Annotated in this window: 15 protein-coding genes; 4 read left to right on the forward strand and 11 right to left on the reverse strand. The window is 57.9% G+C overall.

Annotation, left to right across the window (positions count from 1 at the left end; genetic code table 11):
- Positions 1 to 25: 25 nt before the first annotated feature.
- Entirely contained in the window at positions 26 to 529 is a 504-nt protein-coding gene (gene secB, locus FOY56_RS18970) for a protein-export chaperone SecB (RefSeq protein ID WP_146347679.1), read from the reverse strand.
- 54 nt (positions 530 to 583) lie between these two features.
- Positions 584 to 1,081 carry an FxsA family protein gene (locus FOY56_RS18975; protein WP_146347681.1) on the reverse strand — a complete coding sequence of 166 codons (498 nt, stop codon included), beginning with the start codon at positions 1,079 to 1,081 and terminating at the stop codon, positions 584 to 586.
- A gap of 109 nt (positions 1,082 to 1,190) precedes the next feature.
- Between FOY56_RS18975 and FOY56_RS18980 the strand changes: the two genes are divergently transcribed.
- Genes FOY56_RS18980 through FOY56_RS18990 form a run of 3 tightly spaced genes read left to right on the forward strand, consistent with a single transcriptional unit; the run spans position 1,191 to position 3,477 of the window.
- Positions 1,191 to 1,847 (forward strand): Tim44/TimA family putative adaptor protein, encoded by a 657-nt coding sequence (locus FOY56_RS18980; protein WP_146347683.1) that lies wholly within the window; start codon positions 1,191 to 1,193, stop codon positions 1,845 to 1,847.
- A complete protein-coding gene (gene mltA / locus FOY56_RS18985) occupies positions 1,844 to 2,884 on the forward strand; it encodes a murein transglycosylase A (RefSeq protein ID WP_146347685.1) in 1,041 nt (346 codons plus the stop codon). The genes FOY56_RS18980 and mltA overlap by 4 nt, the downstream gene beginning before the upstream one ends.
- Positions 2,884 to 3,477 carry a Smr/MutS family protein gene (locus FOY56_RS18990; RefSeq protein WP_146347687.1) on the forward strand — a complete coding sequence of 198 codons (594 nt, stop codon included), beginning with the start codon at positions 2,884 to 2,886 and terminating at the stop codon, positions 3,475 to 3,477. The genes mltA and FOY56_RS18990 overlap by 1 nt, the downstream gene beginning before the upstream one ends.
- On the opposite strand, the gene FOY56_RS18995 is transcribed toward FOY56_RS18990, so the two are convergent.
- From FOY56_RS18995 to hslV, 3 genes are read right to left on the reverse strand one after another with little or no spacing between them, the layout of a single operon-like run.
- Positions 3,478 to 4,590: an alpha/beta hydrolase gene (locus FOY56_RS18995; RefSeq protein WP_146347688.1), complete on the reverse strand. Its 1,113-nt coding sequence runs from the start codon at positions 4,588 to 4,590 to the stop codon at positions 3,478 to 3,480.
- Between the two features lie 51 nt (positions 4,591 to 4,641).
- A complete protein-coding gene (gene hslU, locus FOY56_RS19000) occupies positions 4,642 to 5,949 on the reverse strand; it encodes an ATP-dependent protease ATPase subunit HslU (protein WP_146347690.1) in 1,308 nt (435 codons plus the stop codon).
- A gap of 40 nt (positions 5,950 to 5,989) precedes the next feature.
- A complete protein-coding gene (gene hslV, locus FOY56_RS19005) occupies positions 5,990 to 6,547 on the reverse strand; it encodes an ATP-dependent protease subunit HslV (protein WP_146347691.1) in 558 nt (185 codons plus the stop codon).
- 195 nt (positions 6,548 to 6,742) lie between these two features.
- Here hslV and FOY56_RS19010 point away from each other — a divergent pair, with 195 nt between their 5' ends.
- Positions 6,743 to 7,564, forward strand: a complete 822-nt coding sequence (locus tag FOY56_RS19010; RefSeq protein WP_246139532.1) for a hypothetical protein — start codon at positions 6,743 to 6,745, stop codon at positions 7,562 to 7,564.
- A gap of 52 nt (positions 7,565 to 7,616) precedes the next feature.
- Here the strand turns inward: FOY56_RS19010 and trxA are convergent, their stop codons facing one another.
- From trxA to tsaE, 6 genes are read right to left on the reverse strand one after another with little or no spacing between them, the layout of a single operon-like run.
- Positions 7,617 to 7,937: a thioredoxin gene (gene trxA / locus FOY56_RS19015; RefSeq protein WP_146347695.1), complete on the reverse strand. Its 321-nt coding sequence runs from the start codon at positions 7,935 to 7,937 to the stop codon at positions 7,617 to 7,619.
- Between the two features lie 41 nt (positions 7,938 to 7,978).
- A complete protein-coding gene (gene addA / locus FOY56_RS19020) occupies positions 7,979 to 11,362 on the reverse strand; it encodes a double-strand break repair helicase AddA (RefSeq protein ID WP_146347697.1) in 3,384 nt (1,127 codons plus the stop codon).
- Positions 11,359 to 14,295, reverse strand: a complete 2,937-nt coding sequence (gene addB, locus FOY56_RS19025; RefSeq protein WP_146347698.1) for a double-strand break repair protein AddB — start codon at positions 14,293 to 14,295, stop codon at positions 11,359 to 11,361. Before addB ends, addA begins: the two co-directional genes overlap by 4 nt.
- Positions 14,288 to 14,980 carry a nucleotidyltransferase family protein gene (locus FOY56_RS19030; RefSeq protein ID WP_146347700.1) on the reverse strand — a complete coding sequence of 231 codons (693 nt, stop codon included), beginning with the start codon at positions 14,978 to 14,980 and terminating at the stop codon, positions 14,288 to 14,290. Before FOY56_RS19030 ends, addB begins: the two co-directional genes overlap by 8 nt.
- Entirely contained in the window at positions 14,977 to 15,984 is a 1,008-nt protein-coding gene (locus FOY56_RS19035) for an aminoglycoside phosphotransferase family protein (RefSeq protein ID WP_146347702.1), read from the reverse strand. Before FOY56_RS19035 ends, FOY56_RS19030 begins: the two co-directional genes overlap by 4 nt.
- Positions 15,981 to 16,457 (reverse strand): tRNA (adenosine(37)-N6)-threonylcarbamoyltransferase complex ATPase subunit type 1 TsaE, encoded by a 477-nt coding sequence (tsaE, locus tag FOY56_RS19040; RefSeq protein WP_146347704.1) that lies wholly within the window; start codon positions 16,455 to 16,457, stop codon positions 15,981 to 15,983. Before tsaE ends, FOY56_RS19035 begins: the two co-directional genes overlap by 4 nt.
- Position 16,458 lies beyond the last annotated feature (1 nt).

Below are 16,458 nucleotides of genomic sequence, written 5' to 3' on the forward strand. Positions count from 1 at the left end.
AATCAGGCGCGTTATCAAATTTAGATCAGTTGGTGGTGGCCTGAGCCGCCTCAGCAGCCTGTCGGCGCGTCAGTTCGTTGCGATAGATCCCGACAAAGTCGATATTGTCCAGATTCAGCGGCGGGAAACCACCGTCGCGGGTAACGTCGCTGACGATCCGGCGCAGGAACGGGAACAGCATCCGCGGGCATTCGATCAACAGAAAGGGGTGCATTTGTTGTTCTGGCACACCTTCGATGTGGAAGATGCCGGCGTATTCAAGCTCAAGCAGGAACAGAACATCGTCTGAACCCTTCACCTTGGATTCGATAGTGGTTTTGATCATCACTTCGAACTGATGATCGGCTGCACGCTTTTTCGCATCCAAATTGACTTGCACATTGACGTCCGGCTGAACGTCGGTGCCCAGGCCCTTTTGTGCCATCACGTTTTCAAAGGACATGTCGCGAATGTACTGGCCCAGAATACGCATCTGAATCTGCTGGCCTGCCTGCGCTTCAGCGCCTTCGGTTGCACCGTTTTCGGTCATAAAAATACTCCTGATACTCGGTTATTCGCTGCTTATCAGCTTGGTCAGGTTAGCTCAATCCCGGTCAGGGCCTTCGACCCAACCGGAAGGTGGCGCATTGGGATCGGACTTGGGCCGAACTTCGGTAAACTCACCGTCGATAATGTCACCCTGCCCTCCCCGATGTCGGGTATAGGTTGTTCTGGACCCCATTTGGAAACTGGCGACAGTCACCCGTGATCTCAGATACCGAAACACCGCTACCCGTACAGGAGGCATCAACAGTGCAAAGCCAAACGCGTCGGTGAAAAACCCGGGGGTTAACAACAGGGCACCCGCGACCAGGATCAGCGCACCATGCGCCAAAGGCTCAGTCGGGTCATTGAGTTCAGAAAATGAACGCTGCAATTGCCCCATTGCCAATCGCCCCTGCGATCTGACCAGCCAGGTGCCCAGCATCGCGGTCAGGATCACGATGGCAAGCGTTGGCCACAGCCCAATCATGCCGCCCACCTGGATAAACAGGGCGATCTCGATGATAGGGACCAGCAAAAAGGCCAGAAACAGGTACATTCAAGGTTCCTCTCAATAGCGTCAGAACGGTGGACTTGCCCCCGCCTGTCACCTACATAAGGACCAACGGCGCTCCATACAAAGCCCATGTTCTGATATTGAGGACCAAATGAACTCATCCCTGATCTCGCTTCTGGTGTTGGCCGGTATCGCGGTCTTCCTGATCTTGCGTTTGAAAAACGTATTGGGAACGCGCGAAGGCTTTGAAAAGCCACCACTTCCTCAGCCTGGCGTGAAACAGTCACGGCCCGAATTCGAAGTCATCGAAGGCGGCCCCGACCGCGACATTACGGATCATGTCGCCGAAGACAGCCCGCAGGCCCAGGAACTGGCCGCAATGAAACGGGTAGAACCCTCGTTTTCGCTTGGCGAATTCGTGCAAGGCGCACGTGGTGCTTATGAAATGATCCTGATGGGCTTCGAACAGGGAAACCTTGACGAAATCCAGCCGTTTCTTGCCGAAGATGTGTTTGACAGCTTTGTCGCAGGCGTATCTGCCCGCGAAGACCAGGGCCTGACCATCGAGGCTGAATTCGTCGGTGTGCGCGAAACGTCGATCTCGGACGTACATTTCGACAAAGACACCAACGTTGCCGAACTTTCGGTTCGCTTCGTTGGCGAACTGACATCGGTGGTCCGCGATCGCGGTGGCGATATCATCGAAGGCAGCCCGACAGCAATCAAACGCCAAAAAGACACGTGGACCTTTGCTCGGACCATGGCCAGCAACGACCCGAACTGGATACTGGTCGCCACGGACGCATGATTGCCGCACTTCGGTCCCTGTTTCTGGCGAGTGCCATGATGTCTGCTGCGGGGGCCGGGGCGGAAACAAGCCACGAGGTCTTGAGTTTCGATCAGCTGGATGGCTGGGCGGCTGACGATCATCAGGCCGCCCTGTCTGCATTTTTGATCACCTGCATGGATATGGACGACCCGGATTGGAGCGCTCTATGCGCCGTTGCACAGTCTCAGAAACCCGAAAACGCGCGGGCCTTCTTCGAGTTGTTCTTTCGGCCGGTGCTGATCCGGGACGGAAAAGATCCATTGTTTACCGGGTATTTTGAACCCGAACTGGATGGGTCCCGCTATCCGACGGATCGGTTCAGGTACCCACTTTACAAACAGCCACGAGAATCCCGGGCCAAGGGGGCATGGCTTAGCAGGCGTGAAATTTTGACCACAGACGTCATGAAAAACCGTGGGCTGGAAATTGCCTGGGTTGATGATCCTGTGGAGTTGTTTTTCCTTCAAATTCAGGGGTCTGGCCGAATTCGTTTGCAAAATGGCCGGACCTTGCGGGTAGGGTATGGTGGGGCCAACGGGCAACCATATAGATCCATAGGTGTCGAAATGGTTCGACGCGGGATCTATAATGCGCATCAGGTCAGCGCACAGGTCATCAAGAACTGGGTGCGCCGCAATCCCGTTGCCGGCCAAGAGTTGCTTTTTCACAATCCATCCTACGTGTTCTTTCGCGAAATCCGCCACATCAAGGATCGTGACGGTCCGCTGGGTGCCATGAACCGCCCGATCAGCACGCTTCGCACAGTCGCGGTTGATCCGGCCTATACAACCCTTGGCTCTCCGGTTTGGCTTGAGAAAGACGGAGCTGACCCCATGCGGCGGCTTATGATCGCGCAAGATACCGGCTCGGCGATTAAGGGCGCACAACGTGCTGACATATTTTACGGAACCGGGGACGCGGCAGGTCAAGCCGCCGGGCGGTTGCGTGATCCGGGTCGGATGATGGTCCTGATGCCGATCCAAAGGGCCTATGCCCTTTTGCCCGAGGGCATGTGATGACCCGTCGTCGTCTGACATCTGACGAGATCGATTTGTGGCGCAAGGTGGTCGAAAAGGCTGAAAGGCTGCATCCAGAAAGCACCAGCAGTTCAGACGCGCGCCCTTTGCCGATGCCCAAGCCGAAACCGGTGAAAGCACCGAAACCTAGGGTCGAACCCTTCAGTCTGGGACAGACTGCCAAGGCACACCCTGTACGTCATGACCTGAAACCAGCTTTGGCCGAAAGCCTGGAATCGGCAAAAGTTCAGATGGATCGCAAAGCATTCACTCGGATGAAGCGCGGTAAGCTGAAACCAGACGCGCGCATTGATCTGCACGGCATGCGCGTGGATACGGCGCACCCCGCACTGACCCGGTTTATCCTTAGCGCGCAGGCCTCCGGTCACCGGCTGGTTCTTGTGATCACGGGAAAAGGCAAAACCAAGCCAGATGATGGCCCGATCCCGACTCCACGGGGTGTTTTGAAACACCAGGTCCCACAATGGCTCAGGATGCCACCTCTGGCGCAGGCGGTTCTCCAGATCTCAAGCGCGCATATCAGCCACGGCGGCGATGGCGCGTATTATGTTTACCTGCGACGTACCCGCTGATTAGCCCGGAGCCGCGGGAACAGGGGTAGTAAGGCGTATGGCCGTCGCTTTTTGAGTGCGAACCACGTCACCGGGCAACAGTTTGTCGCGAATGATTTTTTCGTCGCCGAACGTGTCAACCAGACGCTGCGCCTCACCGAAAATCGCCAACAAAGCTGGCGAGGTCCCAGCAACAAAATGCGGAGAGCTGGCTGACTTTGAATACGCCGTCGTATCAACGACTTGCACCGGAAGATCCGCGATTTGGTCGATGCTGTTGATATTCCCCAATCTCTTTCTGTCCCGGTCCCCGCGAAGAAGCGCTGAGAGACCCAGAACGGGGTCTTTGCCCGACGTCATGATAATGAATGGGTCGGGCACCTCGGCGAACCGGTCCATCTGAATGTGGAACAGATCGACATCCAGATCGGGTGAGATCAGAACAACGCCGTTTATAGATCTCTTTGACCAGCCCGGATCTTCGATTTCTATCTGACGAAGCGTTTCCATGATCAGCGCGGACCCCATCGAATGGCCAATCAAGTTAAGTTTCTTGATACCGGACCCCCGGATCCGTCGCAGGACTTTTTCCAGCCCGTCGCGCGCAAACAACATGCTTTCCGAGTCATACGCATATCCCAGAAGTTTGCCCTGACTTGGCCAGGAATAGATCATCAAAGCGCCTGGCAAATTGACGTCATAGGCAAATTGGGCCGCACGAAAAGCAGTTTCCGCCTGCGTCGTGTTATAGCCGTGAACGAAAAGCACGATTTCGTCCGAGGTTGTGGGATCTTGTTTCAGGGTTTCACGCACCCGATTCAAGAACGCATCTGAACTGGTGAATTCGGTCTGCCCGGCCAGTGTAAACTGTGTTTCAGGCTCGGGTTTGGCATATGCGAAATCGAGCTCTCCCGCCATCCGGTCAGGTGGGATCGATACAGTCAGCTCCAAAAGCTGCAAGCTGGTCGTGCGCTCATACCCATAGCTGCCATCGGCCTGTTTTGCGCGGTTCGTGGCGGTGAAGACGGTGAAGGGCGTTCCGATATCCAAGGCTTGTGGTGTGATCGGTGTATACGAGCGGTCGGTACACGACCCAAGCAGCGCAACCATACAAAACACTGCGATAAAACGCATTACACGCTCCGATACTCGTTAAGAAAAGCCTATCCGAAATGGGCAGACTGTCTAGAGGACGTACCGGCTCAGATCCGCCGATCGGGTCAGTTCGCCAAGGTTTGCGTCAACAAAACCGGCATCAACCGTGATCTCGTCGCCTGAACGGTCTGGAGCTGTGAAAGACAACTCTTCGAACACCCGCTCCATCACCGTGTAAAGCCGACGCGCGCCGATGTTCTCGATAGTCTGGTTCACGTCGGCGGCTATCTTGGCCAGCGCGGCAATGCCATCTTCTGTGAAACTGACGGTGACCTCTTCGGTGCCCATTAACGCAGTATACTGCAGGGTCAGCGCATTGTCGGTTTCGGTCAGGATCCGCACAAAGTCTTCTTCCGTCAACGCGCGCAGCTCAACCCGGATCGGCAAGCGACCCTGCAGCTCAGGCAACAGATCAGACGGTTTTGCGATGTGGAACGCACCCGATGCGATGAACAGGATATGGTCTGTCTTTACAGGGCCATGTTTGGTGCTGACCGTAGTGCCTTCGATCAAGGGCAGCAAATCGCGCTGCACGCCTTCGCGACTGACATCGCCGCCGCGCGCTTCCTTTCGGGCACAGACTTTGTCTATCTCGTCCAGAAACACGATGCCGTTTTGCTCAACCGCTTCCATGGCAGTGCGGGCAATCGTTTCATCGTCCAGCAATTTATCAGCTTCTTCGCCGATCAGGATGTCATAGCTTTCCGCCACGGTCATCTTGCGCCGAACGGTACGTCCGCCAAAGGCTTTGCCGAAAATATCGCCCAGGTTCATCATTCCCATCGATGATCCGGGCTGACCGGGAACGTCCATCATAGGCATCGGGTTGGACGTATCTGCGATGTCCAATTCGATCATCGTATCGTCCAGTTCGCCCGACTTCAGCTTCTTGCGGAACATGTCCAGCGTTGCTTCACGCGCGTTTTCACCGGCGATGACGGCCAGAACACGGTCTTCAGCAGCCTCGCGGGCATTCGCCCTGACTTCATCCCGCATGTGCTCGCGGGTTTGGGCGATGGCATTGTCGACCAGATCGCGAATGATCTGCTCAACGTCCCGTCCAACATACCCAACTTCAGTGAATTTGGTCGCTTCGACCTTGATGAACGGCGCGCGCGCCAGCTTGGCCAACCGGCGGCTGATTTCAGTCTTACCAACACCGGTGGGCCCGATCATAAGAATGTTTTTTGGATAAACCTCGTCTCGCAGATCATCAGATAACTGCTTGCGCCGCCACCGGTTACGCAAAGCAACAGCCACAGCACGCTTTGCATCGTTCTGACCGATGATGAACCGGTCCAGTTCCGAGACGATTTCCCGAGGGGTGAGGTCTGTCATGTTCGGTCCTTTTGAAGGTCCAGGAGCTCGTGTCGAGTACTTATCCTGAGATGGTTTCGATGGTCAGGTTGCCATTGGTGTAGACGCAGATATCCGCCGCGATCGCCATCGCATCGCGTGCGACGCCTTCTGCGGATTTCTCTGTGTCCATCATCGCGCGCGCGGCGGCCAGGGCATAGTTTCCACCAGATCCAATGGCAGCCACGTCATGTTCGGGCTCAAGAACATCGCCCGCGCCGGTGATCACAAAGATGTCTTTGCCGTCACTGACAATCAGCATGGCTTCCAGCTTTTGCAGATATTTGTCGGTTCGCCAGTCTTTGGCCAATTCAACACTTGCCCGCGCCAGTTGGCCTGGGGTTGCTTCCAACTTGGCCTCTAACCGTTCGAGCAGCGTGAACGCATCTGCGGTTGATCCGGCAAACCCGGCAACCACATCAAATCCGCCGGGGCTGATCTTGCGCACTTTTCGGGCTGTGCCCTTGATCACGGTATCGCCCAACGACACCTGACCGTCGCCTGCAATCACCACAATGCCGCCCTTGCGGACCCCGATGATCGTCGTGCCGTGCCAGCCGGGAAAGCTGTCTTTGCTCATGTCCGCCTCCGTTTTCGTTCCGCTCTATATGGAGGCCGCGACCCAAAGGCACAAGGGCAGCATCTTGCTCTGTTCCACCGGCGCGTCTAGCCTGCCGAAATGGCTGAACCTCGCATCCTAAGATTTTATCTCGACGATGATTTGCGGCAAAGTGCACAGGATGGAAAGCACAATTTCATAAATAAAATCAGACTGGTGGCCGAGAACTCAGGGTATCAGGTAGAATTTCTGAAAAACTCTATCGAGGCCCGCCAAAAGTCGGCAAGCCTTGGCGGGTTTGCGCTGTTTCACATGGATGACCCGACGCATGATCGGGCGCTGACGATCCGGCGCGTGTATCATTATCCATTCTGGGCGATTGAACACACGGCAAAGCGCTGGGACTGGCGGGTCGCCCGCACAGAGTTTCCGGCAGACGATGTCACGAGCAAGGAAGCCGGCCGGTTCTATCGTTTCTGGCAAAAACGTCTGTTTGGCGACGTTCCGGCCCGAACACGGCGCGACGGATTTGTCTATGTGCCGTTGCAGGGCCGCTTGCTAGATCACCGATCGTTTCAATCGTGTTCGCCTATCCAGATGTTGCGTGAGGTTCTTAAACACGAGCCGCATCGCCCGGTGATCGCCGCCCTGCACCCGAAAGAAACCTATGACGCGCTTGAACTAGCAGAGCTGGAAAAGCTTGAGGCCGGCAATGCTCGGCTGACCCTGCAACTTGGCGGGATGGAGGATCTGTTGGAAAGATGCGATTATGTCGTCACCCAGAACTCAAGCGCTGCCTTCAACGGATTCTTTTTTGGCAAACCAGCCGTTCTGTTCGGGCAGTCAGACTTTCATCACATAGCGGCGGACGTAACCAAGATAGGCGCTGCACAGGCCATCAGGACAGCGCCGGACATGGCACCGGATTATGCCGGGTTCATTCACTGGTTCTGGCAGCGTATGTCGATCAATGCTGGCCGGGATGAGGCGACAGATCAGATCCGTGCGGCCTTCGAAAGGGCAGGGTGGCCCGTGTAAAAAGGGCGCCCGCAATAGGACGCCCTTTTGAAACTTAGAGAATGATCTGAAATCAGATCGCTTCGTCGATCCAGCTTTGCAGCGCGGCCTTCGGCGCAGCGCCAGCGCGGTTCGAAACAACCTCACCGTCTTTGAAAATGAACAGCGCCGGGATACCGCGCACGCCCATGGCGGCGGCGGCGTTCGGGTTGCTGTCAACGTCGACCTTGGCGATTTTGACTTTGTCGCCGTATTCAGCCGAAAGCTCTTCCAGAGCCGGGCCGATCTGTTTGCACGGGCCGCACCACTCGGCCCAGAAATCCACCACAACGGGGACTTCGGAATTCTTCACTTCTTCATCGAACGTGGCGTCGGTAACTGCAACGGTGGCCATTGGCCTGTCTCCCGGAATGTCATCTTTGTTGGATCACGAACCTAAGTAGACCCATGGACATCGTCAAGAGATCTAGCGCGAAGCAACGCCCCTGTCACAAGATCGTGCGGTAATCGCATCAGAACCGAGTCCCGAGTCCACAAGATCGCAACCTCCACCGACCTATCGGGATAGATCTGGCGAAGCGCTTCGGCATAAGCGCCCATTTGACGTAACAGACCATCCGGTGTGTCCTCGGCGCGGGCTGGAACCGTCGCGTTGGTTTTGAAATCGATGGCCAGAACGCTGTCATCGGTCACGATCAAACGGTCGATCACCCCATGAATGCGCTGGTGTCGGAGGGTTGCTGTTATCGGTACTTCGGCCAACGCCTCGGGTGAGAAAACGTGACTGAACTCCGGGTCCGTGAGAACCCTCTGTGCCTCGTTCTGCAAATCAACGCGCACATCGGTGTCGCAGTCTGGAAGCAGACGATCTACAAGACCCGACCACTCTGACGGCGGCATGGCCGGGAGGTGTTCCAACAGCAGATGCACCCGTGTGCCACGCAGTTTCGCGGCGTCCTCATCCTGACCTGCGTCGCCGGGAAGCGCCTTGGCACCACCCAATTCCGACGGGCTGACCGTTGCCGGAACCGGAATACCCGGTTCAACCGCGTGGCGAAAATACACTGGCAAAGCGACTCTATGGCGAACGTCCTGATGCGTTGTGACAAGGTCTGGCGCGCTCCAGTCACCATGCTGCAGACGCAGTCCAACCCCTGTCGCAAACTCCTGATCCACCGCCCCTCCTTGGCGCATTGCGGCTTCGGTCATCTGATACCAACTGTCTCCGGATTTATCCAAATCCCCGGCGGCAGCCACAATCAACCATTTTTCCGCCCGGGTCAGAGCCACATATAGCAGCCGAAGGCGTTCGTTCATTTGCTTGTCTCGGGCAGCATCGCGGGCTTCGGTCAGGACCGGCGGCATTCGGTCCGATGCGGTGCGCCACAAAGCGGTGTCACTGGCCAGCATGATCTCATCGTCCCGTGGGGCACGGCGTTTACCCGTGTCCGGCAGGATGACGATTGGCGCCTCGAGGCCCTTGGCCCCATGGACTGTCATCACCCGGATCATGTTACCGGCACTGCCCATCTGACGTTTGATTTCAAGGTCGTCGGTTTCCATCCAGACCAGAAAGCCGGTCAGACTGGGAATATCCGAGCGTTCATAAGCCAGAGCCTGTGACAGCAGCGCATTGATCCCGTCTTCGGCCTCTGGCCCCAACCGCGCCAGCAAGCGGCGGCGACCATCATGACGGGTCAGGATACGCTCGATCAGGTCATAGGGGCGCAGAAAATCGGTTTGTCCGCGCAGGTCATTCAGGAAGCCCAACGTATCGGGATAGGTTTCAACGCGACCACGCAAAGACTGCCACAAATACCGTTCCTCACGACCCTGAGCGAGCGTATAAAGATCCTGCTCAGTCCAGCCAAACAGTGGCGATTTCAGGACAGTTGCGAGTGAAAGGTCATCTTCCGGCGTCGCTAGAAATCGTAACAGCGCAGCAAGATCCCGCACCGCCAACTCTGCGCCAACCTTCAACCGGTCGGCCCCCGCGATAGGCAGCTTGGCTTGCTTACAAGCGCGAATGATCTCGGAAAACAGATCGGACCGACGCTGAACCAGGATCAGAACGTCACCGGGCTGGACCTTTCGGCGCACAAACGTCCCCGGTGTGTTCCCATCTTCAGGTATCGTTTCTTCATCGTCGATCATGCGGCGAATGCCCTGAGCGATCTGTTCGGCCAAGATCACCGCATGGTGGCGGGCGCTGGGCCGGTCGACGGGATCCGTCCAATGACGGTCGTCTTCATCATCAACCTTTTCAACCACAGGCCACAGATCAACACGCCCAGGCAGGTCAGACTTAAAGGCACGGTGAATTGCATCCTTGCGAAACCCGGCCTGTTCACGACCCTCAAACACCAGATCTACCAGTCGCAGGATCGCGTCGGATGACCGGAATGAGAACTCCAATGTGAGGTCCTCTAGGCTTCGACCCGAATCCTTTAGCCGGGCACCAAATTCATTCTGCATGCGGTCAAAGGCATCGGGGTCCGCCCCCTGAAACGAATAGATCGACTGTTTCTTGTCACCGACCACAAAAATCGTACGTTCCGCATCCGGTCGTGCTCCAAGACCGCTGGTGAACTCCTGTGCCAGTTTTTCAACCACGTCCCACTGATCCGGGCTGGTGTCTTGTGCTTCGTCCACAAGAATATGATCAATCCCGCCGTCCAACCGGTACAACACCCAAGCGGCAACACCGGGATCGTTCAACAGCTGTCGCGCCTTCAGGATCAGGTCATCGAAATCCAGCCACCCGCGCAACTGCTTGCGACGTTCGTATTCTGGCAGGAAAGCCCCGGCAAAACGATGCAAAGCCAGCGATTTGCGGGCCGCTTCCAGCCCCAATCGACGCGGACGCGCGTCTTCGACCCGTAACATCAACGGCTCTAACCTTGCCATAAGATCGGGGTGATCGGCCTGAAGCGCTTTGGTCGGGAATGATCCGATCTTGGCAGCAAAGGGCGACTTAGCGCTGGCTCCGGTCAGGAACACCTTTTCCAACACATCAAGGTCATTGTGCGAGGGCCGATTCACCACAGACAGGGCACGCGCGGCTTTCTGGTCGGTGGATTTGCCACCAGCCAACACCGTGCTAAGGTCGGCCAAAAGCTCGGTCTCGCCACCCAGAAAAACCTCAGCCTCAAGTCTTGCTTCATCATACCCGTCTGGCAGATTGAACACACCCAAAAGATCAGACCACCCCGGATGACCTGCAAACGCTTGTCGTTTTTGGGTAATCGCAGCCGTCAGATCTTCCAAACCGGTATCGGTGGTGTATCGCGCGATCGCCTCGATAAGACCGGCCTCTTTTCCGTCCGAAAAACCTTCGACAATCTCCGCGCGCAGCAAGGCAGCAGCCCGATCTTCCATCTCGGAAAACTGCGGGCTTACACCGGCCTCAAGCGGGAAGCGGCGCAAAAGCGACGAGCAGAACGAATGGATCGTCTGGATTTTCAGCCCGCCCGGTGTTTCGATGGCGCGGGCGAACAGGGTTCGCGCATGAGCCAGCTTTTCATCGGCAATTGGCCCCGGAACGCCCAGATCATCCAACGCTTGCCGCAACAGATCATCGCCCAGCATCGCCCAGGCGCCAAGCCGCTTGAACAGCCTGTTCTGCATCTCGCTGGCGGCAGCCTTGGTATAGGTCAGGCACAAGATGTGCTGCGGTTGCACGTCATTCAGCAACAGCCGGGCGACCCGGTCGGTCAGAACCCGGGTCTTTCCTGACCCTGCATTCGCCGCCAGCCAGGTCGAATCGTTCGGGCTGGCCGCCTGAACCTGACGTTCGGTGGCTTCGCTGCGGCGGCTCATTCCATATCCTCCGGCACAGGCTCGGCACTGCGATCCCATTCACCAAATCGCGCAAGCTGGTCATAGTCACCGATATCAGTGTCCTTGTGCAGCATCCGGCGCGAGGTGAAGCCTTGTTCCGGATCCAGATACGCCGCCAAAAGCTGCGTCAGATCGGCCAGCACCTTCGTCGGCGGTTCGTCATTCAAGGGTGCCGGAACCTCTCTGTAACTGGTGCCGACACCCAGAAAAATGGCCTCGGACACGGGTGCGGCGGCCAGGTCACCGAACCCGCCTTGTTCGGCCATGGCCGCTTCGATTAGCAATTGCTTGTCGAACTTGGCCTGTTGATCCCGGGTAGGAGGAGCGCCGGTTTTATAGTCATAGATCCTGAGCGCGCCATCCAGTGCCCGGTCGATACGATCTGCGCGGCCAACGATTTCGAAATCTGGATCTGTGAGGGTCAGTTTGGCGGATTGTTCAAATCGCGCCGGGCCACCATCGTCATGGCGGCGGCGTTCAGCAGACAGAAAGTCGCTTGCGACGCGCTCTAAACGGGCCAGCCACAGAACGCGGGCGGTTGGCCAGGGGACCTGTTTTTCCAGCTCTTCGCGCGCCATGGTCAGAAAAACATCCCGCTCAAGCGTCGCGGTGCCGTCGCGTACCGCCTTGATGAACGCCTCAAGCACATCATGCACGACATTGCCACGCAGCAAGGCGTCTGCCGATTGCACCAGCGGGTCAAGCGCGCGAAGCTTCAGAACATCGCGGGCATAGATGGCGTAAGGGTCGCGGATCAGGCGTTTTATGTCTGTCACCCGCAATCTGCGCGGTCGCGCGTCAACTGGCGGGCGTGGTGCAGGGCGTACAGCAGGCGTTGTCGGTGTGATGTCTTCCAGCGCACCCGCCCAACTCAGCCAGGTTTCTCCGCGTGCGCGCATATCGGCCAGCACGCCGGGGCCGTTTTGGTCTGGCAGGCCCTCAAGAAGGTTGGTCAAACGGTTCAGCCACCTTGACGCGACGGTTTCAGCGTCTTCCGACCGTGTCGCTCGTGTCAGCCAAACCTCGGGCGCAGCCACGGCCTGCTGAAAATCATGCGCCGACAACCCGATGCGCCGCTCTGGCAACAACAACCCGGCACGGTCGCGCATCTGACGGTTCAGCCAGGGATCAGGGCGCGCTGGTTCGGGCCAACTGCCTTCGTTCAGACCGCCAAGGATCAACAGATCAGCGCCCTGAACCCTCGCCTCTAACGTCCCCCAGATCATGATATTGCCAATCGGTGCATCGCGGTCGCGCACCTCTTCGCCGGACAACAAGGCACCCAGCAGATCGGCGAAATCATGGGCGGACATCTCGCCGCCATACCGAGCTTCGTCTTCAAGCGAGGTCATGACAGACAATGCTTTTTGTCCAGCATTCTTGTCCCACAGACCGCCGCTGCCCGTTTCCAGACTTCCCGCAGCGATCTGTTCGGCCAGGGTGCGCAGACGGCTTACCCAATCTGCCAGAGGCAAAGCATCAAGGACGTGTTGATCGCAGAAATGCGTCGCAAGCCAGCCGATCCAATCCTCGGGAGGGGTGGTTTTGCAGCGGACGGTGAATGCTGTGATGCTATCCGGATCGGGATAGGGCGGGCCGTTGCGACGCAGGTCCAACTCCAGGTCCCGGGTGTGCAGCAAGTGGTCGTTGCGACCGGCACCGCTGTGGCACAGCGGGTGCTTGAGCAGCGTCAACAGCATTTCACCAGACAGCTTCTGGGTGAACAATCCAGCGACATGACGCAAAAACCGCCCCGGAGGTGACAGGTGCAGCGGCTGACCGGCGCTGTCATCGGCCACAATATCCCAACGATCCAAAGCGGCGCTGACTTGCCGGGTCAACATCCGGTCAGGCGTGATCAACGCGGCGGTTTGGCCGGTTTCGGCGGCTTCACGCAGACGCAAGGCGATGGCCAGCGCCTCAGCCCGGGGCGAGGGCGCCTCGATCAGGGTCACGCCCGACACGGCGGTGTCCAGATCGGTCAGATGCGGCCCCTCTGTCATCCAGGCATCGGTTACAGGTGCTGGGCGCAAGGCAAGCGATATCAGCCGGTTGCGGGCAGGGGCCGGGGCCAGGGTTTCGGTCCAGGGCATGACATCGCCCGGCGTCAGATCAAGCGCCCGCATCAGTTTCCAAAACCGGAACTGAGGGTGATCTTCCGACAAAAGCGCATCGCCCAGACTGTGCCAAACCGCATCAGGCTGGTCGAAATCAAAACCCGGCAGCACGACTGCACCCTGCGGCAGACGGGCAATCGCCTCCATCAGCATCAACGTGGTCCCGCGCGATCCGGTAGACCCGGCAAGAATGACAGGATGTTGGGGCGGTTCTGCCTGCCATCGCTCGATCAGACTCTCGACGACTTTACGCTGTCGGGCCTGGGCATCCAGATTGTCATGATCGGTTTCGATGAATGTGTCGGCAATGTTGATGAACGTCTGCGCACGTGCCCAGTGCCCTGACAGATCACTAACATCCAGATCCCGGATCACTTGCGCCGGAACCCCTTCGCCCTGCATTTCGTCGATCAGGTCGGCAAGGCTGTCGGCCAGATCAAACAGCGACGATCGCGCCGCCAGATCGGGTTGCTGATCCAGCAAACGCGCAACCAGCTGGGTCAGTTCCAGTCGCCGTCGCAAGGGCGGGATGGCGGGGGGTAAACGGTCAAACGCGGCCTTTTCGCCAAGGTCGGTCAAAAGCGAGATCTGCGGCAACAGACGCGGCGGCCCGGCATCGAAAATATCGCGGATGCGACGGGCCATCCGGCGGGTGTTCACCACCAGTTCGAGCCGAGCCATTGCCTCGGGGGGATGGCCGCTCAGGCGGTTGACCAGACCCTCGATCAACGCGTTTGGGAAATCCACGCCGGGCGGAACAGCAAAGACCCGCGCGGCATCGCCAGAGTCAAACATTGGCGGCATTCAGAAGGTTTTCGGCCATGCTGATCCCTTCTGGATGACCAACATCGCACCAACGTCCGGGATAGGTCGCGGCGAACAGGCGACCCTCTTTCTCCATCTGGTTCCAAAGCAGGTTTAGCGAAAACGCGGGCTGGTCAAAATCCGGCAGCGCATCGGTTTTCAGGATCTGAACACCGCCATAAACCACATCCGGCCCTCGGCTTATCCGCCCCTGATCGTCGACCGAAAAATCTCCGGCTCCGACGCGGCCCACGGTTTGTGCGACTGGCACGCACATTAAAAGCGCGTCCATCCGGGCCGGATCCCAGGCTTGGCGAAGCAGGTCCAGTGGATTTGGCCCGGCCCAGATTGCATCGGTGTTCATCGTGAAAACCGGCCCTTTCCCCAAAAGCGGCAATGCCGCGCGCAAACCGCCACCGGTATCAAGGATATCAGGCTCTTCCCGCGACAACAAAACACCCAAAGGCTCAAGGTGGGCGGCAAGGATGTCGGGTTTGTAATGCAGGTTCGCCACCACCTGTTTGGGGTGGACCTGCCGGGCCAGATCCAGCGCGTGATCGATCAAAGGCCGCCCGGCAACGTCGATCATCGGTTTGGGACGATCTTGGGTCAACTCTCGCATGCGGGTGCCGAAGCCAGCGGCAAACAGCATGACTGACGTGGGATGATCGCTCATTTTGCTTTTAGCTTTTGCAGGTTCTCTCGCGACGGCATCGGCAGTGCATCAATGACCATGCTGGCGATTGGGGCCAGTGCGGGATGATCCAGGTCGCGCATCAGATGCGCCCAGACTTTGGGGATCATGTCGACATAATCGGGTTTGCCATACTCCATCCCCAGACGCGCAAAAACGCCAAGAATGCGCAGGTTGCGTTGTGCGCCAAGGGCGGAATAGGCGACGCGAAAGGCGTGATCGTCAAACCCGGTTTTTTCGATGAACCGCGTGATCATGGCAAGCTCGACGCCAGCCGGCACATCCCGGCGGATATCCTGCAGCAACGACACCAGATCATAGGCCGGATGCCCGATCATGGCGTCTTGAAAATCCAGAAGACCGACACGCGCAACGCCGTCTCGGTCGGGCAGCCACAGCAGGTTTTCGGCGTGATAGTCGCGTTGGACCACCATTTTTCGACCCTGTGTCAGAGTCTGCAACAGGGTTTCAAAGCGAATGCGAAAGCGGCTGACAATTTCGGGGTTCTGCTTGCCGGTGATCCCGGCTGCATATTTGGTGAAAGCCAGACTGGCGAGTTCTGCCATCAGGCTGGGGCCATAACTGTCAAGCCGCGGGGTGGGCGCATCATACAACGCAACCAGCAAGTCTGTTGCCGACTCGTAAAGCGTGGTTTCCAGTTCGGGATGCTCGGGGATCACACGCGCAAACAGCGCATCGCCCAGATCTTCGAGCAGAAGAAAGCCGTGATCGGCGTCCTCAGCATAAATCTCCGGGGCACTCAGGCCCTGATCCCGCAAATAGGCGGCGACCTTAACGAAGGGACGAACGTCTTCTCCCTTTTCCGGGGGCGCGTCCATCAGAACGGCTGTCTTGCCTGTGTCCGGATCGGTCAGGCGTTCGTATCTGCGGTTCGATGCATCCCCAGCCAGAGGGCGGCGTTCGGCATTGGCCCAGGGCGTGCAGGCAAGAAGCGCGGTTGCGACCACGTCGCGGTTAATGGTCATTTGGGAAGAGCCTTTACGATCGGGGTCCATTTCGGGTCGGTCCAGCCAAGCGTCAAAATCCGGGTTTCTTCATCTGCCGGGTCTGGCTGAAAAGTAAGGGTCAGTGCGTTTCGGGGCGTCAGAGGGCCCAGCTTTTCGGGCCACTCTACAAGGCAAATCGCTGTCTCAAACGCTTCGCTCAGGCCCAGTTCTTCGACCTCATCGACCGAACTCAACCGATAGAGGTCAGCATGCCAGATTTCGGCAGTGCCAGCCTGATATGTCTGGACCAGGGTAAATGTCGGCGAAGGCACGTCTTCTGGGGTATCCAGGCGAGACTGGATCAGATGCCGGGAAAAATGCGTCTTTCCAGCGCCAATCGGCCCGTTCAGCAGCAGGCAATCCCCGGCCCCAAGGGCGCGTCCAAGCGTCTGGGCCAATGCTGCCGTGTCGTCGGGTGAGGTCAGCGTCAATGTCACGGGTGTCGTCGTCATG

This window comes from Falsiphaeobacter marinintestinus (genome assembly GCF_007923355.1).
Classification (GTDB): domain Bacteria; phylum Pseudomonadota; class Alphaproteobacteria; order Rhodobacterales; family Rhodobacteraceae; genus Phaeobacter_A; species Phaeobacter_A marinintestinus.